Consider the following 25,082-nt stretch of genomic DNA (forward strand, 5'->3'; position numbering starts at 1 on the left):
CCTAGACAAGGCTCACCTGATGGGAACATAATGGGAACACAAATCGCGATTCCCTCACTGTCGGAGCCACGCGTCCCATGCTTCTACGCCAGATAGAGCGCTTCCTGCGCCTGACCCGGATGCCCTGGACGAAGTTCGGCCGCCTGGCCGCACAGGATCCGCGATTTGTCGGCGACTTGCGCAACGGACGCCGCCCCCGCGCGCCGACCGCCGATCGCATCCGACTTTTCATGACGACTTACCTGGAGAGCCCACATGCACGTTAATTTTGCCCGCGACCGCTCGATGCTCCAGTCGGCTCGAAAGGCCATGGGCGACTCTGGAGAGGGGATGTTCCTACGGGGGCCCTGGCTGCTCCTGCTGGCCGAAATTCTCAAGCTTGCCGGTCCGCGCGCCGAGTTCCTGCGCCACGCCGAACGCCCTTGGAACAGCGCGACATTTTCCGGGTCGCGCCACAGTGTGGCCCTCGCCTTCACCGACAAGGACGCCATTGCCGATGGCGAACGCCTGATCGAGGCCCTGCCAGAGCACGAGTTCGCGATTCCCCGCCAACTGGTCGCGGATGCGACCGTGGCCGAGGCCGATCACCGCGCCGGACCGCCGCCGTGTCTCAGGCTGGAACTCGAACTGCTCCTGCTCGAGGAGTGCTGATCGGCGGGAAAACAGGAAGGCAGGGCGGAAGTCCTGCCTTCCCCTTATTCAATACCCCTGGGTGAGATCGACGTCGTGCTCCAGCGGCTCTTGGCGCACGAAATGCTCGAGATTGGCAAGAAAGCGCGCCGCCCCCCGCTCGAACAAGGTGTCCTGCGCACGGCCCGCCAGGTGCATCGAGATATGGACATTCTCGCGCAACCATAGCGGATGGTCGGCAGGCAGCGGCTCCGGTTCGGTCACGTCGAGGAAAGCGCCACCGAGATGTCCCGAATCGATGGCCGCCAGCAGCGCATCCTGCTCGATCACCGTCCCCCGTGCGAAATTGAGGAAAACCGCGCCCGGCTTCATCGCCGCGAACTCCGCCTTGCCGAACATGCGCTGCGTCTCGGGGGTGGAAGGCACGATCGCGATCACCCAGTCGAAGCGGCCGAGTTCGCCGCGCCAGTCGTCCGAACCGAGGTCGTCCGGCCCCGGGCGGCGGCGCACGCCGGTCACTTCGGCGCCGAACACCCGCAGGATCTCCGCGATCCGGCCGCCGATCTCACCGGCACCGACGACCAGCACTTTCGAGCCGAGAAGTTCGCGCTTGCCGGGAGGCTGTGCCAGCCACTCGTGCCGGTCCTGCGCCCGCACGACCTCGCGCCAACCCTTCGCGACCGTCAGCATTCCCATCACCGCATATTCCGCCACCGACTGGGCATGAATCCCCGAGCCGTTGGTCAATTTAATGCCGCGCTCCGCGATCAGCGACAGAGGGAGCCAATCGACGCCCGACGAGAGCGCCGTATACCAGGCCAACTTGTCCGCCGCCGCGATGAACTCCGCCGCCAAAGCCGGAGAGACGGGGTCCAGCCAGGCGATCTCGGCCCGCGGCGCCAGTTCGAGAAGCTGCTCGCCACCCTCGTACCAGAGCGGTTCGATGCCTTCGGGCAGGCGCCCTTCCAGCAAGGCACGCGACTTGGCGTTGATCACGGCGATGGTCATTGACAGACTCCGAAATTGCGCAAAATCCAGGACTTGAGAGATCGGCAAGGCGAACGGCAATCGCAAGTGCGAGCCTCGCGCCTATCCATTGCGCATTTGGACGCAGCGATAGCGCCTGCTGCAAGAGAGGCACCCGATCGCAAGTTCTTGCCCCCCACTGCCCCATGTCAGGCTCGCGGTTTGACAGCGCCAAATAGGAACAATAAGAGAACGAGATTACTAGACCTCCGCTCCCGATAGCGAGAGAGTCGGAACGGAGATATGCATGAAAGCTCTCGCCACGTTCTCGGTCGAAAACTTCCGACCGGCCGACATCGGCGCAGGTTCATCCATCGAGACGGCTCTGCCCGTCTCCGTGTCGACGATGCTGAAGCGCTACGCGGGCGAGATGACGGGCACGTCCGAGACGGTCTTTACCGCAGCGTTCGACCGCGCCGCAGGAAAAGGCACGTATGTGGCAATGGAGAGCTTCGACGGAACCGTGAACGAAAAATCCGGCTCGTTCAATTTCCTCCATTCCGCATCAACGGAAAGCGGAAGCCGCGAAAACGAAGTGTTCCGGATCGTGGATGGCAGCGGAACGCGCGATCTGGTTGGAATTTCCGGCTCCGGCGGCATTGCCATAGACGCAGACGGCACGCACCGGATCTGGCTGGAGTACCAGCTCTGATACCGGGGAGGAATCAATTCGGCTGATTACTCCCCGGCGGAAATCAGCCGAGCTTCCATTCCCAACCGAGCGCATCACCGTCCATCGCCTCGACACCCTTGGCGGCGAGTTCATCGCGCAGAGCGTCCGAGGTCGCGAAGTCTTTTTCCGCACGCGCGGCCTTGCGGCGAACCAGCACATCCTCGATCTCCGCTTCGGTGATCTCAGCGGCCTTGGGGCGGAGGCGCAAATCGGCGCGGCTCGTGCCGAACAAATCGAGGCCCAGTACGGCATCCATCCGTTCGACGACGGCGCGCTTGGCGGCGGGATCGACCTTCTTGGCCGCCAACACCTCTTCCAGCGCCGTCAGCGCGACGGCCGTGTTGAGATCGTCGCCAATCGCCTTCTCGAAAGTTTCGAGCATGGGCGCGAGCTTGGGGTGGTTCGGGTCGCCCGCCTCAACGTCGCCGAGGCGTTCGACCACGATGATCATGCGCTTGAGCCGCACCAGCGCGGCCGCGAGGCCTTCCCACGAGAATTCCAGTTCCGACCGATAGTGCGCCTGAAGGCACATCATGCGGTAGCCAAGCGGATGATAGCCCTTGTCGATCAGCAATTGCAGACGCAGGAACTCACCCGAGGACTTGCTCATCTTGCCGGACCGCTCGACAAGAAAATTGTTGTGCATCCATATTTTGGCGCCGGAATTTGAGGCCAAGTCGAGACCATTCGTGCAGCAGAATGCCTGATTCTGGGCAATCTCGTTGGGGTGATGGATCTCGCGGTGGTCGATGCCGCCGGTATGGATGTCGAACGGGAAGCCGAGCAGGTCGCCCGACATCACCGAGCATTCGAGATGCCAGCCCGGCGCGCCCCGGCCCCAAGGCGAATCCCATTCCATCTGCCGCTTCTCGCCCTCAGGCGTCTTGCGCCAGATCGCGAAGTCGGCGGCATTGCGCTTGCCTTCGACGGCTTCGATACGGCCCTCCCCCTCATCGGTCACGGCGCGTGCGAGGCGACCGTAATCGGCGACCGTGGTGACGTCGAAGTAAAGACCACTGTCCAATTCATAGCAGTGGTTTGGCGCGATCTTCTCGGCAAATTCTATCATTTGCGGCACATAGTCGGTGGCGATCGACCACTTGGCCGGCTGGCGGATGTTGAGCGCCTTGATGTCTGCCCAGTAGGCCTGGGTATAGTGCGCGGCGATGTCCCAGATGGACTGGGACTGGGCCCGCGCCATCTTCTCCATCTTGTCCTCGCCCGCATCGGCGTCATCGGTCAGATGGCCAACGTCGGTGATGTTGATGACGTGAGTGAGCTTATAGCCCTTGTGGCTCAGCGTTCGGCCGAGAATGTCCGCGAAGACATAGGCGCGCATGTTGCCGATGTGGGGGTAGTTGTAGACCGTCGGCCCGCAGCTGTAGACCCGCGCCTCACCGGCGTGAACGGGCTGGAACGGCTCCAGCTGGCGGGTCAGGCTGTTGAACAGCGTCAGGCTTTGCGTCTCGGTCATGACGCAGGGCAATTAGGCACGAGCCGGGCGCAGTCAAGCCATGAGCGACGCGCCCGGCGGTTCACCAGCCCTTGAAAGCGATCACTCTTCCTCGAAAAGCCCCGCAAGCTGCTCGATCATCGTGCCGCCGAGTTGCTCGGCGTCCATGATCGTCACGGCGCGGCGGTAGTAGCGGGTCACGTCATGACCGATGCCGATCGCCACGAGCTGGATCGGCGACTTCGCCTCGATCCATTCGATCACCCGGCGCAAGTGCGCTTCCAGATAACCGGCCGAGTTCACCGAGAGCGTCGAATCGTCCACCGGCGCGCCGTCGGAGATCACCATCATGATCCGCCGATCCTCGGGCCGCGCGAGCATGCGGTTGTGCGCCCAGAGCAGCGCCTCGCCGTCGATGTTCTCCTTCAGCAGGCCTTCGCGCATCATCAGGCCGAGATTCTTGCGCGCCCGGCGCCAGGGCTCATCAGCCTTCTTGTAAATAATGTGACGTAAGTCATTGAGACGGCCGGGATGTTGCGGACGCCCGCCCGCCAGCCAGGACTCGCGGCTCTGCCCGCCCTTCCAGGCGCGGGTGGTGAAGCCGAGAATCTCGACCTTCACGCCGCAGCGCTCCAGCGTGCGGGCCAGCACGTCGGCACTGATTGCCGCAATTGAGATCGGGCGGCCGCGCATCGAGCCGGAATTGTCGAGCAGCAGCGTGACGACGGTGTCCTTGAACTCCACGTCGCGCTCGACCTTGTAGGACAGCGACTGGCCGGGCGAAACGACCACGCGGGCCAGCCGCGCGGCATCGAGCAGCCCTTCTTCCTGGTCGAAGTCCCACGAGCGGTTCTGCTGCGCCATGAGGCGGCGCTGGAGCCGGTTGGCAAGGCGGGTGACGACGCCCTGAAGCCCCTTGAGCTGCGCATCCAGATAGGCGCGCAGGCGGGTCAGTTCTTCGTCGTCGCAAAGCTCTGACGCGACCACGGTCTCGTCATAGGCCTCGGTGAAGACCTTGTAGTCGAAACTGTCGGGAATGTCGGTCCAGGGGCGGTTCGGGCGGACAGGCATCATGCCCTCTTCGCCTTCCTGGCCCTCTTCGCCGTCTTCCATCTCGTCCGAGTTCTCGCCCTCGGCCTCGCTTTCGCCTTCGTCCTGACCGCTGGAGGGTTCCGCGGCCATTTCGGTGGATTGTTCCTCCTTGCCGCTCTCGTCGCCGGTCTCGTCTTCCTCGGTCTCGTCGTCGCCGTCCATGTCCTCGGACTCTTCGGGCGGCTGCTCGATCTGCTCGGCCTGGGTCATTTCCAGGTGCATGAGCATGTCGAGCGACAGCTTCTGGAACGCCTTCTGGTCTTCGAGGGAACCGGCGAGCGCCTCGAAATCGTCGCCAGCCTTCGATTCGATCCAGCGGCGCACCATGTCGACACCGAACTGCGCGGTTTCGGGCACGGGCTGGCCGGTCAGGCGCTCGCGCAGCAGCAGCGCCAGCGCAGTCGGGATCGGCACGCCGTCAGGGCTGTCCGCGCGGGTGATCGGATCGCTGGCGATGCGCGCCTCGAGCGAGGCGTCGAGGTTCGCGCGCATGCCTTCGTAGTGATTGGCCCCCAGCGCTTCGTAGCGCACCGTCTCGACCGCGTCGTAGCAGGCCCGCGCCGAAGGATCGGCCGGAGCGTTACGCATGTGCAGCTTGTCGTTATGGTGCTTCAGGCGGAGCGCGAAACTGTCGGCATAGCCGCGCGCCTGCATGACCGCCGCTTGCGGAATCGAGCGGCCGGGCATCGGCACGCGGAAGGTCTGGCCGGTGGAGCTGGGGGCGTCGGCGGTCCAGTTGACCTCGACTTCGGCATCCTGCGCAATGGCGCGAGAGGCGCCGGTCAGGGCCAGCTTGAAGCGATCGACGGGAGTTTCTTCGGACATGGCACGCTCAATGGCGGCTTAGCCCGCCCGGTGCAAGCCGGGATAAACGGGCACCGCTTCCAGGTTCTCCCGGAGCGGTGCCCTCTATCATCAGAGCGACTGGCCGGTCTTGGCCCAGTCGGCCATGAAGCCTTCGATGCCCTTGTCGGTCAGGACATGCTTCACGAGGTTCTTGATGACCGCCGGCGGCATCGTCGCGACGTCGGCGCCGATGCGGGCGCATTCCAGAACGTGGACGGGGTGGCGGATCGAGGCCGCGAGGATCTCGGTCTCGAAGGCGTAGTTGTCGTAGATCAGGCGGATGTCGCGGATCAGATCCATGCCGTCGAAGCCGTTGTCGTCATGGCGGCCGACGAAGGGCGAGACGAAGCTGGCGCCGGCCTTGGCGGCCAGCAGGGCCTGGTTGGCCGAGAAGCAGAGCGTGACGTTGACGAGCGTGCCGTCCGAAGTCAGCTTCTTGCAGGTCTTGAGACCGTCGATCGTCAGCGGCACCTTGATGCAGACGTTGTCGGCGATCTTGCGGAGGATTTCGGCCTCGCGCATCATGCCTTCATGGTCAAGCGCAACGACTTCGGCGCTGACCGGACCATCGACGAGACCGCAGATTTCCTTGGTGACTTCCAGGAAGTCGCGGCCGGACTTGGCGATCAGCGAGGGGTTGGTGGTAACGCCGTCGAGCAGGCCGGTGGCGGCGAGATCGGCGATGTCGTTGGTGTCGGCGGTGTCGACGAAGAACTTCATGGCGCGGTTCCTGTGGTGCGGGGGTGCCGACGGGCATTCGGTGCCCGTCGATTCTGGCGCTCCCTATAGGGAAGCGCGCCCGTCCCCGCTACCCTTCCCTCGGCCTGCCGAATCAGCCCTTCTTCAGCGCACCGATCAGCACCGCATCGCCCGTTTCCGCCGGGTCCTGACGGATCGCCGCCTCGGCCGCGCCGATCTCGTACCAGATGCCGTTGTCGGCATCGAGCGCAAGGGCATGGGCGGTGTCCTGCACCGTCACGCCCTTCAGCGCGGCGATCGCCTGGTTCAGCGTGGAGTCCTGAGCCTCGTTGATGGCGCGCTCGATCTCGGGGATCATGGCGTTGACGAGCGCCGGACCCATGGCCCGTCGCAGCAGCGTGGTCGCGGCGGTATTGCCGCCGGTCAGGACTTCGCCGGGGTTGGGGATCGCCACGCTCTGCACGGTCTTGAGTACCAGCGGCCCCGCCGCGCGCGCGCCGGGCGTGGCGAAGAGGTTGAGCTGGTACTGGAGCTTGTCGCGGAAAGCCTTCGACTTGAGCACGCCGGTGGTGGTCCGGCCCGGACGGCCGAACAGCACCGGCATCGGGATGCGCGCCACCGGGCTGGTCCAGAAACCTTCGGGCTGCCCCAGCCATGCAAAGGCACGCTCCGAGGATGTGCGCATGAGGCGGCGGACCGGATCGGCGCTGGCCGAACTGCCCGAACCGGCGAGGGTGGAACATCCCGGAAGCATCAACACACCCGTAGCGAGCAGGCCCATGAGAACCCCGCGACGGCTCCAGTCAGCACCGGTTTCTGCACCGTCATTCTCAGCCGCCACTGCCGAATTATCCCCTGTTCCCCAGTTCACCATTATCAACTCCTTCACGCCCCCAGGCAGCAGTGCCTATATGCAACCCACATGAAACGCGTCCGAATCCTTGTCTTCAACGCCGCACTTGGCGTCCTCGACTACCGCGTCCCCGAGGGCATGGCGATAGAATTCGGCTCCGTTGTGATTGCGCCGCTCGGCCCCCGGCAAGTGCTGGGCATCGTCTGGGAACCCGATCGCCTGAGCGCGCAGGACGTGCCGGAATCCAAGCTGCGCCCGCTGCTGGAAGCACTGCCGGTCCCGCCATTGCCCGAGCGCCTGCGCCGCCTGATCGAATGGACCGCCGACTACTACTGCGCCTCGCTGTCCTCGGTGGCGCGCATGGCGCTGGGCAGCATGGCAGCGCTGCGCGGCGGCGGCACGACCACCGAATACCGCCTGACCGGACAGGAACCCGCGCGCCTCACCCCGCAGCGCGCGGCCGCGCTCGATGCGCTCCAGGGCGAGCAGGCCTCGATCAAGGAACTCGCCGAACTAGCCTCGGTCTCGGAAGGCGTGCTGCGCGGCATGGTCGGCGCCGGACTGCTGGAGCCGGTCGTGGTCGATCTCGACCGCCGCTATCCCCCTGCCCGGCCCGAACACGCCCAGCCTACGCTTTCCGAAGGCCAGCAAGCGGCGGCCGACATCTTCGTCGAGGCCGTGAAAGCCCACAAGTTCGCGCCTTTCCTTCTCGACGGCGTGACCGGCTCGGGCAAAACCGAGACCTACTTCGAGGCCGTGGCGGAGGCCCTGCGGCTGGGGCGGCAGGTCCTCGTGCTGCTGCCCGAGATCGCCCTCACCGAGAACTTCCTGCGCCGTTTCGAGCATCGCTTCGGCGTGCCGCCGATCCTCTGGCACTCCTCGCTCAAGTCCAGCGAGCGCCGCCGCGCCTGGCGCGCGATCGGGGCGGGCGAGGCGCAAGTGGTGGTCGGCGCCCGCTCGGCGCTGTTCCTGCCTTACGCGAACCTCGGCCTGATCGTCGTCGACGAGGCCCACGAAATCTCGTTCAAGCAGGACGACGGCGTGCGCTACAATGCCCGCGACGTGGCGGTGATGCGCGCCAAGTTCGAGGCGATCCCGGTCGTGCTGGCCAGTGCCACCCCGGCGCTGGAATCGATGCAGCTGGCCGAGGCCGGGGTCTATCGCAAGATCGACCTGCCCTCTCGCTTCGGCGGCGCGCAATTGCCGGACATCAAGATCCTCGACTTGCGTCAGGAAGCGCCGGAGCGCGGCAAGTGGCTCGCCCCGCGCCTCGTCGAGGAGATGAAGGCACGGCTGGCGCGCGGCGAACAGTCGCTGCTGTTCCTCAACCGCCGTGGCTATGCGCCGCTGACGCTCTGCCGCCACTGCGGCTACCGCTTCCAGTGCCCGAACTGCACGGCCTGGCTGGTGGAGCACCGCTTCTCTCAGCGGCTGGCCTGCCACCATTGCGGCCATGAAGTCCCGGTGCCGGATGCTTGCCCGGAGTGCGGCACCGGCGATTGCCTCGTCGCCTGCGGTCCCGGCGTCGAGCGCATTGCCGACGAAGTGGCGGAAATCCTGCCCGAAGCCCGCGTCGCCCTCGTCACCTCAGACACCATGAACACCGCAGAGGCGGTCGGCGAGTTCGTCGCCAAGGCCGAGGGCAAGGCGATCGACGTGATCGTCGGCACCCAGCTCGTCACCAAGGGCTATCACTTCCCGGACCTCACGCTCGTGGGCGTGGTCGATGCCGACCTCGGCCTCGAAGGCGGCGACTTGCGGGCGGCGGAGCGGACCTATCAGCAAGTCGCGCAGGTCGCCGGACGTGCCGGTCGCGGCGAGAAACCCGGCGAGGTGCTGATCCAGACGCGTCATCCGGAAGCCTCAGTGATCTCGGCGCTGGCCGCCGGAGACCGTGACGCCTTCTACGCCGCCGAAATCGAGGCCCGGCGCGATGCCAACGCCCCGCCTTTCGGACGCTGGGCAGCGATCATCGTCTCCTCGGAGGATCAGGCGGAAGCCAAGGCCGCCGCTCGCGCCATCGGCGGCACCGCGCCCAACCATCCCGACATGCTGGTGCTCGGCCCGGCTCCCGCCCCGCTCTCCCTGCTACGCGGGCGCCACCGCTTCCGCCTGCTCATCAATGCACGTCGCTCGGCGGAATTGCAGAAGACCCTGCGGGAGTGGCTGAAGCCGCTTCAGTTCCCGCGCGGGGTGCGGGTGAATATCGACATCGACCCCTATTCGTTCGTTTGAATGAATTGGGATCGATGTCGCCCTGCGCTTACTCCCGCTCGCGCTTCAGCAATTCCCGCTTGATCGCCTCGCCATAGGCATAACCGCCGATCGTGCCGTCGGAACGGACCACCCGGTGGCAGGGGATCAGCACTGCGACATTGTTCGCGCCGTTGGCCGACCCCGCCGCGCGCACCGCGCCCGGCTTGCCGACCGCCGCCGCGATCTGGGCATAGCTGCGGGTCTCGCCGGGAGGAATGCGCTGCAACTCGCGCCAGACCGCTTCCTGGAAGGCGGTACCCTGCACATCGAGCGGGATCGCACGCGACTGCCCCGGCTGCTCGACCGCCGCCACGACGCTTTCGAGCAGGCTCTCGAACGCCTCGCCGCCCTCGATCAGTTCCGCTTGCGGGAACCGCGCAGCCAGTTCTTCGCGCCCCTCATCGAACGAGAGGCGACAGACGCCCTTCTCCGTCGCCGCAACGAGCATCCGGCCGAGACTGGTCGGCACGACCGCCCAGTGGATCGCCACCCCCCGTCCGCCATTGCGCCAGGCGGAGGGCGCCATACCCAGCCTGCCTTCGCTGGCCTCATAGAACCGCGAACTCGCGCCGAACCCGGCCTCGTAGATCGCCTCGGTCACGCTGGCGCCGCCGCTCATCGCATCTCCGGCCCGCTCGACGCGCTTCGCGCGCAGATACTCTGAGGGCGAAAGACCCACCGAACGCTTGAACACCCGCTGGAAATGGGTGGGACTATACCCCACCGCCTCGGCCAGTTCGGCCAGGCCCGGCGCCTTCTCCTCGCCCGCATCCAACATCCGCAGTGCGGCGGCGACGGCCTCCTCGTCCCGCGAAACGTCGTTCGGGCGGCAGCGCAGGCAGGCGCGCAGGCCGAACTGCTCTGCTGCGCCTGCGTCGGTGAAGAAGCGCACGTTCTCACGCCGGGGATGCCGCGCCGAGCAGGACGGGCGGCAATAGATGCCCGTGGTCAGCACGCCGGTGACGAAGCGCCCGTCGAACGTGCGGTCGCGCGCCTCAACCGCCTGCCAGGCCCGTTCATCGCTCACGCCGGTCTCGATCCCGTTCACAATCCCTCTCCGCTGCACCTCTTCCGGCACGGTTCCGATCGCCTTCCCACCATATATCGCATTGGCGGTATGAAGCGGCTGGAAGACATCGCTGATTCGACAGGTCATGGCAAACTCCGTTCAATCCTTTGTCATGACCTTGCAACAGCCGCTTGGGCGATACTTCCCGCCCCTTGCTTTTAAAGCGCTTTCCCGAGCATTGTCCCCAAGCCGTCTCCCGCAGCTTGCATCATGACACTATCGTCGCTATGCGCGCCCCGTCTGCGGGCCGGGGGGCACGTCATTGTCGTGCGCCCCAAAGTGTCCCAGCCCACCCGATGTAAGGATAGGACACGCGTGGAGAATTCCGGCGGCATCAAGGCCAGCTTGCAAGGACGCTACGCTTCGGCGCTGTTTGATCTTGCCAGCGAGAACGGCATCGTAACGACGGTCGAATCCGACCTCGACAAGATCGCCCTCGCCATCAGCGAAAGCGCCGATCTGGCCGAGCTGATTCGCAACCCCGAAGTCAGCCGCAAGGCTGCCGGTGCGGCTATCGACGCCGTTGCCGATGTCCTCGGCCTCGCGCCGCTGACCAAGAACTTCCTGGGCGTTCTGGCCGGCAACCGCCGCCTGGCCGCCCTGCCCGAGATCATTCGCGCCTTCGCTTCGATCGCGGCCGCCCAGCGCGGCGAATCGACCGCCGAAGTCACGTCCGCTCACGCGCTGACCGACCAGCAGGTCGAGGAACTGCGCCAGAAGTTGGAACTGCGCGAGGGCCGCAAGGTCAAGGTCAGGACCAGCGTCGACCCCGACCTGCTCGGCGGCCTCGTCGTCACCATCGGGTCCAAGCGTATCGACAGCTCGATCCGCACTCGTCTCAATTCGCTCGCCCAGGCCATGAAGGGCTAAGAAAGGCAGAACAATGGATATCCGCGCAGCAGAAATCTCGAAGGTCATCAAGGACCAGATCGCCAGCTTCGGCACCGAAGCCCAGGTTTCCGAAGTCGGCTCGGTTCTGTCGGTCGGTGACGGCATCGCCCGCATCCACGGCCTCGACAAGGTTCAGGCCGGCGAAATGGTCGAATTCGCCAACGGCGTTCAGGGCATGGCCCTCAACCTCGAAGCTGACAACGTCGGCGTCGTGATCTTCGGCTCGGACGCCGAAATCCGCGAAGGCGACAGCGTCAAGCGCACCAACACCATCGTCGACGTTCCCGTCGGCAAGGGCCTGCTCGGCCGCGTGGTGGACGCCCTCGGCAACCCGATCGACGGCAAGGGCCCGATCGTCGCCGAAAAGCGCGCCCGCGTCGAAGCCAAGGCTCCCGGCATCATCCCGCGCAAGTCGGTGCACGAACCCGTGCAGACCGGCCTGAAGGCGATCGACGCCCTGGTTCCCGTGGGCCGCGGCCAGCGCGAGCTGATCATCGGTGACCGCCAGACCGGCAAGACCGCCGTCGCGATCGACACCTTCATCAACCAGAAGGAAGCGAACGCGGGCGACGACGAAGGCAAGAAGCTCTACTGCATCTACGTCGCTGTCGGCCAGAAGCGCTCGACCGTCGCGCAGATCGTGCGCCAGCTCGAAGAGAACGGCGCGATGGAATACTCCATCGTCATCGCCGCCACCGCTTCGGAACCGGCTCCGCTGCAGTACCTCGCGCCCTACACCGGCGCTGCCATGGGCGAGTTCTTCCGCGACAACGGCATGCACGCCGTGATCGTGTATGACGACCTTTCCAAGCAGGCCGTCGCCTACCGCCAGATGTCGCTGCTGCTGCGTCGTCCTCCGGGCCGCGAAGCCTATCCGGGCGACGTGTTCTATCTCCACAGCCGCCTGCTGGAGCGCGCCGCGAAGATGAACGACGAGAACGGCAACGGCTCGCTCACCGCGCTTCCGATCATCGAAACGCAGGCCGGCGACGTTTCTGCCTACATTCCGACCAACGTGATCTCGATCACCGACGGCCAGATCTTCCTTGAAACCGGCCTGTTCTACCAGGGCATCCGTCCGGCCATCAACGTGGGTCTGTCGGTGTCGCGCGTCGGCGGTTCGGCCCAGACCAAGGCGATGAAGAAGGTTGCCGGCTCGATCAAGCTGGAGCTGGCTCAGTACCGTGAAATGGCTGCCTTCGCGCAGTTCGGTTCGGACCTCGACGCCTCGACCCAGAAGCTTCTCAACCGCGGTGCGCGCCTGACCGAACTGCTCAAGCAGAAGCAGTTCTCGCCGCTGAAGTTCGAAGAGCAGACCGTGTCGATCTTCGCCGGCACCAACGGCTACCTCGACGCCCTGCCGGTTTCGAAGGTCACCGAGTACGAAGCCGAAATGCTCGACTTCATGCACGAACAGCATGCCGACGTCCTCGAACTGATCCGCACGACCAAGGACTTCGGGAACGACGCCAAGGCGAAGACCAAGGCTGCGCTCGACGCCTTCGCCAAGCAGTTCGCCTGATCTGGGCCGCCCCGGCGCAAGCCGGGGTCGCTCTCGGCCAGGCTTCGCTTGGTTGCCAACGGTCCCAGCTTTCGCTGGGATGACGAATGGAGAAAATTGAGTGGCTTCGCTCAAGGAACTCAAAGGCCGCATCAACTCGGTCAAGTCGACCCAGAAGATCACCAAGGCCAAGCAGATGGTCGCTGCGGCCAAGCTGCGCAAGGCGCAGGCCGCCGCAGAGTCCGCGCGTCCCTACGCTGCCCGCCTCGCCGAAGTGATGGGCTCGCTCGCGAGCAAGATCACGGTCAGCGAGAACAGCCCCAAGCTGCTCGCCGGCACGGGTAGCGACAAGGTGCACCTGCTCGTCGTCGCGAACTCGGACAAGGGTCTGTGCGGCGCGTTCAACTCGAACATCGTCAAGGCCGCGCGTGTCAAGGCGAAGGAACTGGAAGCACAGGGCAAGACCGTTCTGTTCTACCTCGTGGGTCGCAAGGGCCGCGCGCCGCTGCGCCGCGAGTTCCCGAAGCAGATCGCGCACATGTTCGACACCACCGACGTGCGTGACCCCGGCTTCAACGAAGCGGAACGCGTCGCCAACGAACTCGTCGCCCTCTACGAGGCCGGCAAGTTCGACGTGGCACACCTGTTCTACTCGAAGTTCCGTTCGGCCCTGCTGCAGGAACCGACCGACCAGCAGATCATCCCCGTTCCCGCGCCGAAGGCCGTTGCCGCTACGGCTGCCGCCGATGCGGTGACCGAATACGAGCCGGAAGAGGAAGAAATCCTCGCCGCGCTGCTGCCGCGCTACCTGCGCACGCAGCTCTTCGGTGCCCTCCTGGAAAACGCCGCCTCCGAACAGGGTGCGTCGATGACCGCGATGGACAACGCGACGCGCAATGCGGGCGACCTGATCAAGAAGCTGACCATCCAGTACAACCGCAGCCGTCAGGCCGCGATTACGACTGAACTCGTTGAAATCATTGCTGGCGCGGAAGCGCTGTAAGTAACCGCAGGCAAGGAAACCAAAATGGCCACCGCACCCGTGCTAAACCTGACCGCCACTGGCAAGATCAGCCAGATCATCGGCGCCGTCGTCGACGTCACCTTCGAAGGCGAACTGCCGGCGATCCTCACCGCGCTCGAGACCGAGAACAACGGCCAGAAGCTGGTTCTCGAAGTCGCGCAGCACCTCGGTGAGAACACCGTCCGCACCATCGCCATGGACGGCACCGATGGCCTGACCCGCGGTCAGCCCGTCGCCAACACCGGCAAGCAGATCTCGGTCCCCGTCGGCCCGAAGACCCTCGGCCGCATCATGAACGTCGTCGGCGACCCGATCGACGAGCGTGGTCCCGTCGGTTCGGACATGTTCGCCCCGATCCACGCCGAAGCCCCGGCCTTCATCGACCAGTCGACCGAAGCCTCGATCCTGGTCACCGGCATCAAGGTCATCGACCTTCTCGCGCCTTACGCCAAGGGCGGCAAGATCGGCCTGTTCGGCGGCGCCGGCGTGGGCAAGACGGTTCTCATCCAGGAACTGATCAACAACATCGCCAAGGGCCACGGCGGCGTCTCGGTCTTCGCGGGCGTCGGTGAACGTACCCGTGAAGGCAACGACCTCTACCACGAGTTCCTCGACGCCGGCGTTATCGCCAAGGACGCCGAAGGCAACGCCACCTCGGACGGTTCGAAGGTTGCTCTCGTGTTCGGCCAGATGAACGAACCGCCGGGCGCCCGCGCTCGCGTCGCTCTCTCGGGCCTGACCATGGCCGAGTACTTCCGCGACCAGGAAGGCCAGGACGTTCTGTTCTTCGTCGACAACATCTTCCGCTTCACCCAGGCGGGCGCGGAAGTGTCGGCTCTGCTCGGCCGTATTCCTTCGGCCGTGGGCTATCAGCCGACCCTCGCCACCGACATGGGCCAGCTGCAGGAACGCATCACCTCGACCACCAAGGGTTCAATCACCTCGGTTCAGGCGATCTACGTTCCCGCGGACGACCTTACCGACCCGGCACCGGCCGCTTCGTTCGCCCACTTGGACGCAACGACCACGCTGAACCGCGCCATCTCGGAACTGGGCATCTACCCGGCCGTCGACCCGCTCGACTCGACCTCGCGCGTCCTTGAGCCCCGCGTCGTCGGCGCCGAGCACTACGAGACCGCTCGCAAGGTTCAGGAAACCCTGCAGAAGTACAAGTCGCTTCAGGACATCATCGCGATCCTGGGCATGGACGAGCTTTCGGAAGAAGATAAGCTCACCGTCGCCCGCGCCCGCAAGATCCAGAAGTTCCTGTCGCAGCCGTTCCACGTCGCGGAAGTCTTCACCGGCATTTCGGGCAAGTTCGTCCAGCTCGAAGACACCGTGAAGTCGTTCAAGGCCGTCGTCGAAGGCGAGTACGACCACCTTCCGGAAGCAGCCTTCTACATGGTCGGCGGCATCGATGAAGCGGTCGAAAAGGCCAAGAAGCTGGCCGAAGAGGCGTAATCGATCATGGCTCTGCACTTCGAACTCGTCACGCCGGCCAAGCTCGTCCGCTCGGAAGACGTCCACATGGTGGTCGTCCCCGGCACCGAAGGCGAGTTCGGCGTGCTGGAGGGCCACGCGCCCTTCATGTCGACGATCGCCGACGGCGCGCTCAAGGTCTACAAGACCGACGGCGCGGCCCCGGAAGAGATCCGCATCACCGGCGGTTTCGCCGAAGTGGGCGACAAGGGCCTGACCGTGCTCGCGGAGCACGTGGGCTGACGCACACTGATCCTCGCGGATCGCATTCGAAAGGGCGTCGCCGGCAAGTCCGGCGGCGCCCTTTTCGTTTAGGCTGCTCGCATTCGTCGGCCAAGCTCACTTCCGTCGCGCAGTCGGCGCATGGAAATCCGGTGGCTTGCTTCCCACCCACTGCACGAAGCGCCGGATTTCTTCTTTTTCCAGCAGCACTTCCGCAGCCGCAGGCATTCGCGCCAGTTCGGCATTGGTGAAAGTCGCATGGATGGTGCGGTGGCAGATCGGATGAAGCGGCACGACCGTGCGACCGCCACGGCTTTTCGGCACGGGGTGGTGCCATTCCACCTTCCGTCCAAGCGGCCTTGCGCAAAGCCAACAGGTTCTCGTCTCATCAGGCGTTTCGCCGGTCTTCACCTGTCTTCGCTCTCCGCTCCAGACTTCTCGCCATTAGCCCCCCATTAGGAAGTTATCAAAGTTTCAACCTTAATCCTGCGCGCATCACGGGTGCTCCGCCACGGCTGAAAGCCGGGCGTTGAAAGGGTTGACGAAGAGATGACTGCATTCGGGCGACGCGGCGGCATGGGCGGTCTGGGTCAGGGCGCCCGGCCCGCGTTCGGCGTGGCCAAGCCGCTCAAGGTGGGCGCGGAAGCGACTGCTCCTCTTGCGGCCGATCCCTTCCCTCTTCCCGCCGAGCGCACCGGCCCGAAGAATTCGCGCGAGGACGCCATGTCGCGCCTCGCCGACCGTGCCAATGCCGTGCAGGAGGACCAGTCCGAGCAGAGCGGCTTCGAAGCCTCGATCCACAAGATCAAGGAGCAGGTTCTTCCGCGCCTGCTGGAACGCGTCGATCCCGAAGCCGCCGCGACGCTGACCAAGGACGAGTTGTCCGAGGAATTCCGTCCGATCATCATGGAAGTCCTCGCCGAGCTCAAGATCACCTTCAACCGCCGCGAACAGTTCGCGCTGGAAAAAGTGCTGATCGACGAACTGCTCGGCTTCGGCCCGCTGGAAGAGCTGCTGAACGATCCCGACGTGTCGGACATCATGGTCAACGGTCCGAACCAGACCTACATCGAAAAGAAGGGCAAACTCCAGCTCGCCCCCACCAAGTTCCGCGACGAGCAGCACTTGTTCCAGATCGCCCAGCGCATCGTCAACCAGGTCGGCCGCCGCGTCGACCAGACCACTCCGCTGGCCGACGCCCGCCTCAAGGATGGCAGCCGCGTCAACGTGATCGTGCCGCCGCTCTCGCTGCGCGGCACTGCCATTTCGATCCGTAAATTCTCCGAGAAGCCGATCACCATCGACATGCTCAAGGACTTCGGTTCGATGAGCGACAAGATGGCCACCGCGCTCAAGATCGCCGGCGCCTGCCGGATGAACATCGTCATCTCGGGCGGCACCGGCTCGGGCAAGACGACGATGCTCAATGCCCTATCCAAGATGATCGACCCGGGCGAGCGCGTGCTGACGATCGAGGACGCCGCCGAACTGCGCCTCCAGCAGCCGCACTGGCTGCCGCTGGAAACCCGTCCGCCGAACCTCGAAGGGCAAGGCGCGATCACCATCGGCGACCTCGTGAAGAACGCCCTGCGCATGCGGCCCGACCGCATCATCCTCGGCGAAATTCGCGGCGCCGAATGTTTCGATCTGCTCGCCGCCATGAACACCGGCCACGACGGCTCGATGTGTACGCTCCACGCCAACAGCCCGCGCGAGTGCCTTGGCCGTATGGAGAACATGATCCTGATGGGCGACATCAAGATCCCCAAGGAAGCCATCAGCCGCCAGATCGCCGAGTCGGTCGACATCATCGTGCAGGTGAAGCGCCTTCGCGACGGTTCGCGTCGCACCACCAACATCACCGAAGTCATCGGCATGGAGGGCGACGTGATCGTCACCCAGGAACTCTTCAAGTTCGAGTATCTGGACGAGACCGACGACGGCAAGATCATCGGCGAATTCCGTAGCTCCGGCCTGCGCCCCTACACGCTGGAAAAGGCGCGCCAGTTCGGCTTCGACCAGGCCTATCTCGAAGCCTGCCTCTGAACAGGCAGAACTAGCCCCTGAACAGGTCCTTGCCGACCACGCCCAGCAGCAACACCGCCGCCATCAGTGCGAAGAAGAACACGGACGTCCACGGCATGAAGCCCACGCGGTCAAGGTCGCGGCGCTTCATCCGGCGCCGGTCGCCGATCCAGGCAACAGCTGCCACGAGCGCCGCCAGGGCACCCACGGCGCCCATGATCTTGTCCGAATCGTTCATGCAGCGCCCTTGCCTCCTTCTGCGGCGAAGTTAAAGCCCAGTCGGTGAGCACCGTCCCATCCCGCCAAGACCGCCCCCTGCTCGCCATCGCCTTGCGGCTGATGGCGATGATGATGCTCTCGACGATGTTCATGCTCATCAAGCTGGCGGGCGAACGCGGCGTCTCGGCCCCGGAAATGGTGTTCTGGCGCCAGGCCATGGCCGTGCCGCTCATTGCCGGATGGCTTCTGGCGACGGGCAGGATCGGCGCGCTCAAGACGCGTCGCCTCTCCTCGCATGCCTTCCGCGCCACTTCGGGCACGCTGGGCCTCGTCTGCAATGTGACGGCGGCGATGTTGCTGCCGCTCTCGGTGGGTACGACACTGGGCTTCACTGCGCCGCTCTTCGCGGTGCTGATAACCGCTGTGGTCCTGCGCGACCGCGTGGGACCATGGCGCTGGCTGGCGGTCTTGCTGGGCTTCGTGGGCGTGCTCATCATCACCCAGCCCGCGACCCTGATCGGCGGAAAAGCCGGAGCCCTGCCCCTCGCGGGTCTTGCCGCAGGACTTGGCGCGGGCGTGATCGTCGCCATGGTCAGCTTCCAGATCCGCGACCTCGCCCGGACCGAAGCCCCGATCGCCTGCGTGTTCTGGTTCGCCTTTTTCGGCTCGCTGTTCGCATCCGTCCTCCTACCGTTCTACGGCCAGCGGCACCCGCCCCAGATCTGGCTGCTGCTCGTCGCCGTAGGGCTGGCGGGAACGCTCGCGCAATTGCTCATAACCGCCGCGCTGCGCCATGGCGCGGTCGCCACCGTGGTGGTCATGGACTACACCGCGCTGATCTGGGCTACGGCCTACGGATACGCGATCTTCGACCACCTGCCACCTGCCGCAACCTGGCTGGGCGCCCCGCTCATCATCGCCGCCGGGCTCATCATCACCTGGCGCGAGCATCACTTGTCCCGGCGGATTTCGCCCACATCGGCGCTCGACGAAAGCGCCGCGGAGGAAACCGTTCCCGCCACGCCCGACATCCGGGAACCGCGCGCCTGACTGCGAGTTGCTCCTTTCGCTCCCGCATGAAATGCCGGGAACCCGCATGAATAAGGAGTCCGACAATGGTCAAGAAACTGGTTCTCGCCCTCGTGGTTGGCAGCATCGTCGTTTCGGCATCGGCCTGCAATACCGTGAAGGGCGCCGGAAAGGACGTCCAGTCGGTCGGCCAGGCTGGCGAAGACGCCATCAAGTAACCTGAAGCGAATGCCTGCCGGTGCGACATAACGCCGCATCGGCATGGCAGGCCGCGAACACAGGCCCCTTCCCCTCGATTTCCGAATGGATTAGCGACGGATGGAGGCGCTCACCGCGAGCGCCGCCTTTGGAAGGGTAAAGCCATCATGATCAGGAAAGCGGTTCTGGCGCTCGCAGTCTCGGGCCTCGTGCTCGGAGCGGCGGCCTGCAATACCGTTCGCGGCGTTGGCCAGGACATCGAATCGGCGGCAAACGCAGTCGATCGCGCGACCTGACACGACGTCAGCGACCCGCTCGAACACAAATGCGGCGCGAAACGGAAAACCCCGTTTCGCGCCGCATTTTTTTCGAAGGAAGGTCGCGGAGGAAGTCTCAGCTGTCGGTTATATGCGCGGCGACCATCGCCCGCGCCCGCTGCCAGAGGATGAGGCGGCTCACCACCACCATCCCCAGCACGAAGCCCAGCATGGCGTCGGTCATGATCAGCGCGTTCGCCGCGGGATGGGACGCGCCCATGGCCATGCCGCCGGGCAGGATCATGCGCCGCGCCGCAAAGACCACGAGCAGCAACAGCAACGCCAGCGGCGACTGGCGCATCATCACCCGCGCCTCGTTTCCCTCGCCCTCGACATGGAGCCGCATGAGGCGCGATCGCTGCATGCCGATCCCGCCGCCGATGGCGAAGCCTGCCGCGAGCGCCGTCCAGCCCAACAGACTGGGCGGCATGCCGTAGAGCGCCACGCTTACCGCCGCCGCGACGATCACCGGCGCGATCCAGAGCAGGGGGAGACGGAGCGGCCGGGCCTTTTCAAGGCTGCGAAAGCGCCAGGCCATGATCCCGGCGAATATCAGCAACGGCAGCCAGGCCGCGTATCCGTTTCCCCCCATAAGCTCAGCTACCCCCGAATTCGCTCAGCGAGGGCGTCGCCGGCTCACCCGGCGTGCCCTGCCACACGAGCACAGGCTTGCGCGCCGCGAGCGTTTCGTCAAGACGGCGACGCGGTGCGAAGTGCGGTGCGCTGTGCAGGCTCTGATCGCCGTCCTTGGCGCGCTGGGCCAGGCTGCGCAGCGAACCGATGAAGCGATCGAGGCCGGCCTTGCTCTCCGTCTCGGTCGGCTCGACCAGCATCGCGCCCTTCACCACCAGCGGGAAGTAGACCGTCATCGGGTGGAAGCCCTCGTCGATCAGGCCCTTGGCGATATCCAGCGTGGAAAAGCCCTCGGCCAGACCGGCATCGCTGAACAGCGCTTCGTGCATGCACGGGCCGCTCTTGGCGAAGGGTGCCGGCAGCAGGTCCTCGCACGAACGTAGGACGTAGTTGGCGTTGAGCACCGCGTCCTCGGCCACCTGACGCAGACCGTCCGCGCCGTGGCTGAGGATGTAGGTCAGCGCGCGGGTGAACATGCCCATCTGGCCGTGGAAGGCGACCATGCGGCCGAATGCCTGCGCATGGCCCTCGCCCGCGTTTTCCTCTTCGACGAGGTGGACGCGGCCGTCTTCACCGCGGCTGACGAAGGGCAGCGGCGCGAAAGGCGCCAGCGCTTCGGACAGCACGACCGGACCGGCACCCGGGCCGCCACCGCCGTGCGGGGTGGAGAAGGTCTTGTGCAGATTGATGTGCATGGCGTCGACGCCGAGGTCGCCCGGGCGCACCTTGCCGACGATGGCGTTGAAGTTCGCGCCGTCGCAGTAGACGTAGCCGCCGGCTGCGTGGACAGCATCGCCGATCGCCTTCATATCGGGCTCGAACAAGCCGCAAGTGTTCGGGTTGGTGATCATCACGCCCGCGACGTTGGGCCCGAGCTTCGCCTTCAGCGCCTCTACATCGACGCGGCCTTCCGGGGTCGCCGGGATCGACTGGACCTTGAAGCCCGCGAAAGCGGCGGTCGCCGGGTTGGTGCCGTGGGCGCTTTCAGGCACCAACACCACATCGCGCTTCTCACCGCGCGCATCGAGTGCGGCGCGGATGCAGAGCAGACCGCAAAGTTCGCCATGCGCACCGGCCTTCGGGCTCATCGCCACCGAGGCCATGCCGGTCAGCGTGATCAGCCAGTCGGCCAGCTGCTCGATCACTTCCAGCGCGCCCTCGACCGTCTTCTGCGGCTGGAGCGGGTGAACGTCGGCAAAGCCCGGCAGGCGGGCCATCTTCTCGTTCAGGCGCGGATTGTGCTTCATCGTGCACGAACCGAGCGGGAACGGCCCGAGGTCGATCGCGTAGTTCTGGCGCGACAGGCGGGTGTAGTGGCGCACGGTTTCCGGCTCGGTCAGGCCCGGCAGCGCCGGGGTCGATTTGCGCAGGAACTTCGACAGGCCCGCAGCCGCCGGACGGCTGGGCTTGTCGAGATCGACGCCGCACTTCTCGGACGAGCCGAGTTCGAAGCTCAGCGCCTCTTCCAGCATCAGGCCATAGTCGCCCGAAGCGGTCTTGAAGGTCGTGCCTTCACCGGCTTCACCCATGCTCGGGCGCCAGCCGCTTGCGTTTACCGCGTTCATGCCAGCACTCCTTCAAGCTCACGGGCAAAGGTTTCGATATCCTCGTCGGTCACGGTCTCGGTCGCCGTTACCAGCAGGCCCTTGTGCAGATCGCTGTTCTCCGGGAACAGGCGGCCGAGCGAAACGCCGCCCAGCACCTTGCGGTCGGCGAGGTCACGGACGACTTCGCGGGCGTCGCGCGGCAGCACCACGGTTGCCTCGTTGAAGTAGGCGTCGTTCAGGACCTTCACGCCCGGCACCTTGGCCAGACGCTCGATCAGGGTCTGCGCCTTGTCGTGGTTCACGGCAGCAAGCTGCGCCAGGCCCTCACCGCCCAGAAGGGTCAGGTGAATACTGAAAGCCAGCGCGCAAAGCCCTGAATTGGTGCAGATATTACTGGTCGCCTTCTCGCGGCGGATGTGCTGTTCGCGCGTGGAGAGCGTCAGCACGAAGCCGCGCTTGCCTTCGGCGTCCACGGTCTGGCCGCAGAGACGGCCTGGCATCTGGCGCACGAACTTCTCGCGGCAGCCGAACAGGCCGAGGTACGGACCGCCGAACTGCAGGCCAACGCCGATCGACTGGCCTTCGCCTACGACGATATCGGCACCCAGCGCGCCCGGCGCCTCGATCATGCCCAGCGCCACCGGCTCGGTGACGACCGCCACCAGCAGCGCGCCCTTGGCGTGCGCGGCATCGGCAATCGCTGCCAGATCGGGGATGCGGCCCATCACGTCCGGATACTGGACGACGACGCAGGAGGTCTTGTCGTCGATCGCGGCGATCACGGCGGCGTCATCGGCTTCGGCCACCAGTTCAGGCTTCAGCGAGACGATGTCGTCTTCGGTGAACTTAGCCATCGTGCGCACCACTTCGGCGTAGTGCGGGTGCAGGCCGCTGGACAGCACGGCGCGCGTCTTGCGGGTGATGCGGCTGGCCATCAGGATGGCTTCCCAGCACGCGGTCGAACCGTCGTACATCGATGCGTTGGCGATGTCGGTGCCGAACAGGCGCGCAACCTGCGTCTGGAACTCGAACAGCACCTGCAGCGTGCCTTGCGCGATTTCCGGCTGATAGGGCGTGTAGGCGGTCAGGAACTCGCCGCGTTGGATCAGGTGATCGACCGAGGCCGGAACGTGATGGCGATAGGCGCCCGCGCCGATGAAGAACGGTGCGGTGCCGGCCGAGAGGTTCTTGGCCGCAAGCGCGGACATGTGCCGCTCGACAGCCATTTCGCTGGCGTGAGCAGGCAGGCCTTCGATCGGGCCGGACAGGCGGGCTTCGGCGGGCACGTCGACGAAGAGATCGTCAACGCTGGCGGCGCCGATGACGCCGAGCATCTCGGCACGGTCGGCCGGAGTCAGGGGAAGATAGCGCATGGGGTTTCCTGCATGATTGTCCTCCCCCGTGGGGGAGGTGGCAGCCTGAGAAGGCTGACGGAGGGGATTCTCGGCCTGGCGCGACTGTCGCGCCTGGCGGCAAGTCCCCTCCACCGTCCTGCGGACGGTCCCCCTCCCCGTTCCGGGGAGGACTGGACGTCAGAGGCTTTCGACATATTCCTTGTAGGCCGCCTCATCCATCAGCGCTTCCAGTTCCGAAGCGTCCGACAGGGTGATGCGGAACAGCCAGCCGCCGACTTCGGCGTCGGTGTTCACCAGTTCCGGCTGGTCGGCCAGAACTTCGTTGGTTTCGGCGATGGTGCCCGAAACCGGGGTGTAGACGTCCGAAGCGGCCTTCACCGAATCGACGACGGCAACCGAATCGCCCTTTTCAAAGGTCGCGCCTTCGGCGGGCAGGTCGACGAAGGTGATGTCGCCAAGCTGGCCCTGTGCGTAATCGGTGATGCCCACGGTGCCGAGGTCGCCCTCGATTTCGATCCACTCGTGTTCCTGCGAGAAATAACGGGTCATGGGAGAATTTCCTCAGCGGTGATAGCGGTTGGGGACGAAGGGCATGGCTGCGACTGTGGCGTCGAGCTTCTTGCCCCGGATTTCGATGGAAAGGGCCGTGCCGTCCGCCGCGAAGGCAGCGTCGACATAGGCCATGGCGATGGGATGCTGGAGCGAGGGCGAGAAACCGCCCGAAGTCACCACGCCAACCTCTTGTTCACCATGGAAAACCTTGGCGCCTTCACGCGCGGCCTGACGGCCTTCGAGCTTCAGCCCGATGCGCTTCTGCGCGGTGCCCTCAGCGAAGTCGCGCTGGACGCGCTCGGCGCCGGGGAAGCCGCCTTCCAGGCGGCGGCGCTTGTTGACACCGAACGCAAGGCCGGACTCAACCGGGCCGCGCTCGGGATCCATGTCATGACCATAGAGCGGCAGGCCAGCTTCGAGACGCAGCGAATCCCGCGCGCCAAGGCCGATCGGCTTCACTTCGGGCTGGGCAAGCAGCAAGTCGGCCACGTCGGCGGCAGCTTCGCCGGGGATCGAAATTTCGAAGCCGTCCTCACCGGTGTAGCCCGAGCGGCTGATCCAGGCATCGACGCCGCCCAGCGTGAAACGGCCGCCCTTCATGAAGGTGAGTGCGGCAACGCCCGGCGCAACGCGTTCGAGCGCATCAACCGCTTTAGGACCTTGCAGCGCCAGCAGCGCGCGATCGTCCAGGTGGTTGAGCGTGATGTCGTCGGGCAGATATTCGCGCAGCGTACCGATATCGTCCCACTTGGTGGCGCCGTTGACGACCAGGTAGAAACCGCCCGGCCAGCGCGAGACCATCAGGTCGTCGAGAATGCCGCCGTTCTCGTCCAGCAGCAGCGAATAGCGCACCGCGCCCAGCTTCAGCGTCGAAAGGTCGATCGGCAGCGCGGCTTCCAGCGCCGGTTCCACGTCGGTCTGCGCGTCTTCCTCGCCGGTGACCAGCAGCTGGCCCATGTGGCTGACGTCGAACAGGCCAGCGCTCTCACGCGTCCAGAGGTGCTCGGCCATGATGCCTTCGTACTGAACGGGCATCATGTAACCGGCGAATTCGACCATGCGGCCGCCGTGATCGCGGTGCCAGCCGTCCAGCGGCAGCAGCATCGGGGCCAGTTCTTCGGGTTCCTGATCGGAATCGGAAATCGGGTATTCGCTCAAGACATGACTCCGCACAGTTCGGCACACCATTCCAGGTGCCCCCTCTGTCACGGAAACCTGAGAGCTTCCCTCGACACGCCCATGACAGGCAGGCCAAAGTTACACCGTCGGCGGCCTCAATCCCGATGGGAATGAGACACTTTCCAGAGTCTCGCTATCGACTTGGCGCGGTCCTTTTGCCTGAGAGATTCCGGGGCGGTTGCTCCTTCGGCGCCCACCTTTTCGCAGATGCGAATCAGCAGGTCTCTCCCGCGCTGTCAGCGATATTTCGTCAATTGCTGGAGCGCTGCGTGCAAGTCAACGCAATCACGCTGCACTGCATCACAATTTCCACC

Annotated in this window: 26 protein-coding genes and 2 riboswitches; of the genes, 13 read left to right on the top strand and 13 right to left on the bottom strand. The window is 65.2% G+C overall.

The features are described from left to right. Positions 1–77: 77 nt before the first annotated feature. Both V7066_RS06990 and V7066_RS06995 read left to right on the top strand, forming a co-directional pair. Complete coding sequence (locus tag V7066_RS06990; protein WP_334182349.1) at positions 78–266, top strand: hypothetical protein; 189 nt, start codon at positions 78–80, stop codon at positions 264–266. Continuing rightward, the gene (locus V7066_RS06995) at positions 256–651 is read left to right on the top strand and encodes a hypothetical protein (RefSeq protein ID WP_334182350.1); all 396 of its coding nucleotides are present in this window, start codon (positions 256–258) and stop codon (positions 649–651) included. Before V7066_RS06990 ends, V7066_RS06995 begins: the two co-directional genes overlap by 11 nt. Positions 652–699: 48 nt before the next feature. Here V7066_RS06995 and V7066_RS07000 read toward each other — a convergent pair whose 3' ends face one another. Continuing rightward, on the bottom strand, positions 700–1,638 hold the full coding sequence (locus V7066_RS07000) for a D-2-hydroxyacid dehydrogenase (RefSeq protein ID WP_334182351.1): 939 nt from the start codon (positions 1,636–1,638) through the stop codon (positions 700–702). Positions 1,639–1,903: 265 nt separating this feature from the next. On the opposite strand from V7066_RS07000, the gene V7066_RS07005 reads away from it, so the two are divergent. Beyond that, positions 1,904–2,308 carry a DUF3224 domain-containing protein gene (locus V7066_RS07005; RefSeq protein ID WP_334182352.1) on the top strand — a complete coding sequence of 135 codons (405 nt, stop codon included), beginning with the start codon at positions 1,904–1,906 and terminating at the stop codon, positions 2,306–2,308. A 43-nt stretch (positions 2,309–2,351) separates the two neighbouring features. Here the strand turns inward: V7066_RS07005 and cysS are convergent, their stop codons facing one another. From cysS to V7066_RS07025, 4 genes are all read right to left on the bottom strand, one after another. Then, positions 2,352–3,803 (bottom strand): cysteine--tRNA ligase, encoded by a 1,452-nt coding sequence (gene cysS, locus V7066_RS07010; protein WP_334182353.1) that lies wholly within the window; start codon positions 3,801–3,803, stop codon positions 2,352–2,354. 81 nt (positions 3,804–3,884) lie between these two features. After that, positions 3,885–5,699 carry a cobaltochelatase subunit CobT gene (gene cobT / locus V7066_RS07015; protein WP_334182354.1) on the bottom strand — a complete coding sequence of 605 codons (1,815 nt, stop codon included), beginning with the start codon at positions 5,697–5,699 and terminating at the stop codon, positions 3,885–3,887. A gap of 90 nt (positions 5,700–5,789) precedes the next feature. After that, positions 5,790–6,440 (bottom strand): fructose-6-phosphate aldolase, encoded by a 651-nt coding sequence (fsa, locus tag V7066_RS07020; RefSeq protein ID WP_132263009.1) that lies wholly within the window; start codon positions 6,438–6,440, stop codon positions 5,790–5,792. A 112-nt stretch (positions 6,441–6,552) separates the two neighbouring features. Next, positions 6,553–7,260, bottom strand: a complete 708-nt coding sequence (locus tag V7066_RS07025; protein ID WP_334182355.1) for a DUF4197 domain-containing protein — start codon at positions 7,258–7,260, stop codon at positions 6,553–6,555. Positions 7,261–7,341: 81 nt separating this feature from the next. On the opposite strand from V7066_RS07025, the gene V7066_RS07030 reads away from it, so the two are divergent. Continuing rightward, positions 7,342–9,507: a primosomal protein N' gene (locus tag V7066_RS07030; RefSeq protein WP_334182356.1), complete on the top strand. Its 2,166-nt coding sequence runs from the start codon at positions 7,342–7,344 to the stop codon at positions 9,505–9,507. Positions 9,508–9,535: 28 nt separating this feature from the next. Here the strand turns inward: V7066_RS07030 and ada are convergent, their stop codons facing one another. Then, positions 9,536–10,684 carry a bifunctional DNA-binding transcriptional regulator/O6-methylguanine-DNA methyltransferase Ada gene (ada, locus tag V7066_RS07035; protein WP_442947309.1) on the bottom strand — a complete coding sequence of 383 codons (1,149 nt, stop codon included), beginning with the start codon at positions 10,682–10,684 and terminating at the stop codon, positions 9,536–9,538. Positions 10,685–10,912: 228 nt separating this feature from the next. Between ada and V7066_RS07040 the strand changes: the two genes are divergently transcribed. From V7066_RS07040 to V7066_RS07060, 5 genes are all read left to right on the top strand, one after another. Next, complete coding sequence (locus tag V7066_RS07040) at positions 10,913–11,467, top strand: F0F1 ATP synthase subunit delta (RefSeq protein WP_334182357.1); 555 nt, start codon at positions 10,913–10,915, stop codon at positions 11,465–11,467. Between the two features lie 13 nt (positions 11,468–11,480). After that, positions 11,481–13,010: a F0F1 ATP synthase subunit alpha gene (gene atpA, locus V7066_RS07045; protein ID WP_334182358.1), complete on the top strand. Its 1,530-nt coding sequence runs from the start codon at positions 11,481–11,483 to the stop codon at positions 13,008–13,010. 100 nt (positions 13,011–13,110) lie between these two features. Then, positions 13,111–13,992 (top strand): F0F1 ATP synthase subunit gamma, encoded by an 882-nt coding sequence (locus V7066_RS07050; protein WP_334182359.1) that lies wholly within the window; start codon positions 13,111–13,113, stop codon positions 13,990–13,992. A 24-nt stretch (positions 13,993–14,016) separates the two neighbouring features. After that, on the top strand, positions 14,017–15,474 hold the full coding sequence (gene atpD / locus V7066_RS07055; RefSeq protein ID WP_334182360.1) for a F0F1 ATP synthase subunit beta: 1,458 nt from the start codon (positions 14,017–14,019) through the stop codon (positions 15,472–15,474). A 6-nt stretch (positions 15,475–15,480) separates the two neighbouring features. Further along, a complete protein-coding gene (locus tag V7066_RS07060) occupies positions 15,481–15,735 on the top strand; it encodes an ATP synthase F1 subunit epsilon (protein WP_086490360.1) in 255 nt (84 codons plus the stop codon). Between the two features lie 96 nt (positions 15,736–15,831). On the opposite strand, the gene V7066_RS07065 is transcribed toward V7066_RS07060, so the two are convergent. Then, on the bottom strand, positions 15,832–16,125 hold the full coding sequence (locus V7066_RS07065; protein ID WP_334182361.1) for an HNH endonuclease: 294 nt from the start codon (positions 16,123–16,125) through the stop codon (positions 15,832–15,834). Positions 16,126–16,263: 138 nt separating this feature from the next. Here V7066_RS07065 and V7066_RS07070 point away from each other — a divergent pair, with 138 nt between their 5' ends. Further along, positions 16,264–17,760, top strand: coding sequence for a CpaF family protein (locus tag V7066_RS07070; protein ID WP_334182362.1), 1,497 nt, complete (start codon positions 16,264–16,266; stop codon positions 17,758–17,760). Between the two features lie 10 nt (positions 17,761–17,770). On the opposite strand, the gene V7066_RS07075 is transcribed toward V7066_RS07070, so the two are convergent. After that, a complete protein-coding gene (locus V7066_RS07075) occupies positions 17,771–17,977 on the bottom strand; it encodes a hypothetical protein (protein WP_334182363.1) in 207 nt (68 codons plus the stop codon). 44 nt (positions 17,978–18,021) lie between these two features. Here V7066_RS07075 and V7066_RS07080 point away from each other — a divergent pair, with 44 nt between their 5' ends. The 3 genes from V7066_RS07080 (at position 18,022) to V7066_RS07090 (ending at position 19,481) form a co-directional block, all read left to right on the top strand. After that, positions 18,022–19,008, top strand: coding sequence for a DMT family transporter (locus V7066_RS07080; protein WP_334182364.1), 987 nt, complete (start codon positions 18,022–18,024; stop codon positions 19,006–19,008). 65 nt (positions 19,009–19,073) lie between these two features. Beyond that, entirely contained in the window at positions 19,074–19,205 is a 132-nt protein-coding gene (locus V7066_RS07085; RefSeq protein WP_147219672.1) for an entericidin A/B family lipoprotein, read from the top strand. 147 nt (positions 19,206–19,352) lie between these two features. Continuing rightward, positions 19,353–19,481 carry an entericidin A/B family lipoprotein gene (locus V7066_RS07090; protein ID WP_132263030.1) on the top strand — a complete coding sequence of 43 codons (129 nt, stop codon included), beginning with the start codon at positions 19,353–19,355 and terminating at the stop codon, positions 19,479–19,481. A gap of 97 nt (positions 19,482–19,578) precedes the next feature. Here V7066_RS07090 and V7066_RS07095 read toward each other — a convergent pair whose 3' ends face one another. The 5 genes from V7066_RS07095 to gcvT all read right to left on the bottom strand — a co-directional run bounded on the left by V7066_RS07095 (position 19,579) and on the right by gcvT (position 24,693). Next, a complete protein-coding gene (locus V7066_RS07095) occupies positions 19,579–20,094 on the bottom strand; it encodes a DUF1453 domain-containing protein (RefSeq protein ID WP_334182365.1) in 516 nt (171 codons plus the stop codon). 4 nt (positions 20,095–20,098) lie between these two features. Next, positions 20,099–21,700 carry an aminomethyl-transferring glycine dehydrogenase subunit GcvPB gene (gene gcvPB / locus V7066_RS07100; protein WP_334182366.1) on the bottom strand — a complete coding sequence of 534 codons (1,602 nt, stop codon included), beginning with the start codon at positions 21,698–21,700 and terminating at the stop codon, positions 20,099–20,101. Beyond that, the gene (gene gcvPA / locus V7066_RS07105; protein WP_334182367.1) at positions 21,697–23,055 is read right to left on the bottom strand and encodes an aminomethyl-transferring glycine dehydrogenase subunit GcvPA; all 1,359 of its coding nucleotides are present in this window, start codon (positions 23,053–23,055) and stop codon (positions 21,697–21,699) included. The genes gcvPB and gcvPA overlap by 4 nt, the downstream gene beginning before the upstream one ends. Positions 23,056–23,214: 159 nt before the next feature. Further along, positions 23,215–23,586 (bottom strand): glycine cleavage system protein GcvH, encoded by a 372-nt coding sequence (gene gcvH / locus V7066_RS07110; protein WP_334182368.1) that lies wholly within the window; start codon positions 23,584–23,586, stop codon positions 23,215–23,217. A 12-nt stretch (positions 23,587–23,598) separates the two neighbouring features. Further along, positions 23,599–24,693, bottom strand: a complete 1,095-nt coding sequence (gene gcvT, locus V7066_RS07115; RefSeq protein WP_334182449.1) for a glycine cleavage system aminomethyltransferase GcvT — start codon at positions 24,691–24,693, stop codon at positions 23,599–23,601. A gap of 88 nt (positions 24,694–24,781) precedes the next feature. After that, a riboswitch (glycine riboswitch) is annotated at positions 24,782–24,904 on the bottom strand. 1 nt (position 24,905) lies between these two features. After that, positions 24,906–25,009, bottom strand: a riboswitch (glycine riboswitch). Positions 25,010–25,082 lie beyond the last annotated feature (73 nt).

It is taken from the genome of Novosphingobium sp., from assembly GCF_036820275.1.
In the GTDB taxonomy this organism is placed as follows: domain Bacteria; phylum Pseudomonadota; class Alphaproteobacteria; order Sphingomonadales; family Sphingomonadaceae; genus Novosphingobium.

Bases quoted from the DNA above. Each gene is read 5' to 3' on its own strand.
- V7066_RS06990 (WP_334182349.1), top strand. From the start codon at position 78: ATGCTTCTACGCCAGATAGAGCGCTTCCTGCGCCTGACCCGGATGCCC.
- V7066_RS06995 (WP_334182350.1), top strand. From the start codon at position 256: ATGCACGTTAATTTTGCCCGCGACCGCTCGATGCTCCAGTCGGCTCGA.
- V7066_RS07000 (WP_334182351.1), bottom strand. From the start codon at position 1,638: ATGACCATCGCCGTGATCAACGCCAAGTCGCGTGCCTTGCTGGAAGGG.
- V7066_RS07005 (WP_334182352.1), top strand. From the start codon at position 1,904: ATGAAAGCTCTCGCCACGTTCTCGGTCGAAAACTTCCGACCGGCCGAC.
- cysS (WP_334182353.1), bottom strand. From the start codon at position 3,803: ATGACCGAGACGCAAAGCCTGACGCTGTTCAACAGCCTGACCCGCCAG.
- cobT (WP_334182354.1), bottom strand. From the start codon at position 5,699: ATGTCCGAAGAAACTCCCGTCGATCGCTTCAAGCTGGCCCTGACCGGC.
- fsa (WP_132263009.1), bottom strand. From the start codon at position 6,440: ATGAAGTTCTTCGTCGACACCGCCGACACCAACGACATCGCCGATCTC.
- V7066_RS07030 (WP_334182356.1), top strand. From the start codon at position 7,342: ATGAAACGCGTCCGAATCCTTGTCTTCAACGCCGCACTTGGCGTCCTC.
- ada (WP_442947309.1), bottom strand. From the start codon at position 10,684: ATGACCTGTCGAATCAGCGATGTCTTCCAGCCGCTTCATACCGCCAAT.
- atpA (WP_334182358.1), top strand. From the start codon at position 11,481: ATGGATATCCGCGCAGCAGAAATCTCGAAGGTCATCAAGGACCAGATC.
- atpD (WP_334182360.1), top strand. From the start codon at position 14,017: ATGGCCACCGCACCCGTGCTAAACCTGACCGCCACTGGCAAGATCAGC.
- V7066_RS07060 (WP_086490360.1), top strand. From the start codon at position 15,481: ATGGCTCTGCACTTCGAACTCGTCACGCCGGCCAAGCTCGTCCGCTCG.
- V7066_RS07070 (WP_334182362.1), top strand. From the start codon at position 16,264: ATGACTGCATTCGGGCGACGCGGCGGCATGGGCGGTCTGGGTCAGGGC.
- V7066_RS07075 (WP_334182363.1), bottom strand. From the start codon at position 17,977: ATGAACGATTCGGACAAGATCATGGGCGCCGTGGGTGCCCTGGCGGCG.
- V7066_RS07085 (WP_147219672.1), top strand. From the start codon at position 19,074: ATGGTCAAGAAACTGGTTCTCGCCCTCGTGGTTGGCAGCATCGTCGTT.
- V7066_RS07090 (WP_132263030.1), top strand. From the start codon at position 19,353: ATGATCAGGAAAGCGGTTCTGGCGCTCGCAGTCTCGGGCCTCGTGCTC.
- V7066_RS07095 (WP_334182365.1), bottom strand. From the start codon at position 20,094: ATGGGGGGAAACGGATACGCGGCCTGGCTGCCGTTGCTGATATTCGCC.
- gcvPB (WP_334182366.1), bottom strand. From the start codon at position 21,700: ATGAACGCGGTAAACGCAAGCGGCTGGCGCCCGAGCATGGGTGAAGCC.
- gcvPA (WP_334182367.1), bottom strand. From the start codon at position 23,055: ATGCGCTATCTTCCCCTGACTCCGGCCGACCGTGCCGAGATGCTCGGC.
- gcvH (WP_334182368.1), bottom strand. From the start codon at position 23,586: ATGACCCGTTATTTCTCGCAGGAACACGAGTGGATCGAAATCGAGGGC.
- gcvT (WP_334182449.1), bottom strand. From the start codon at position 24,693: ATGCTGCTGCCGCTGGACGGCTGGCACCGCGATCACGGCGGCCGCATG.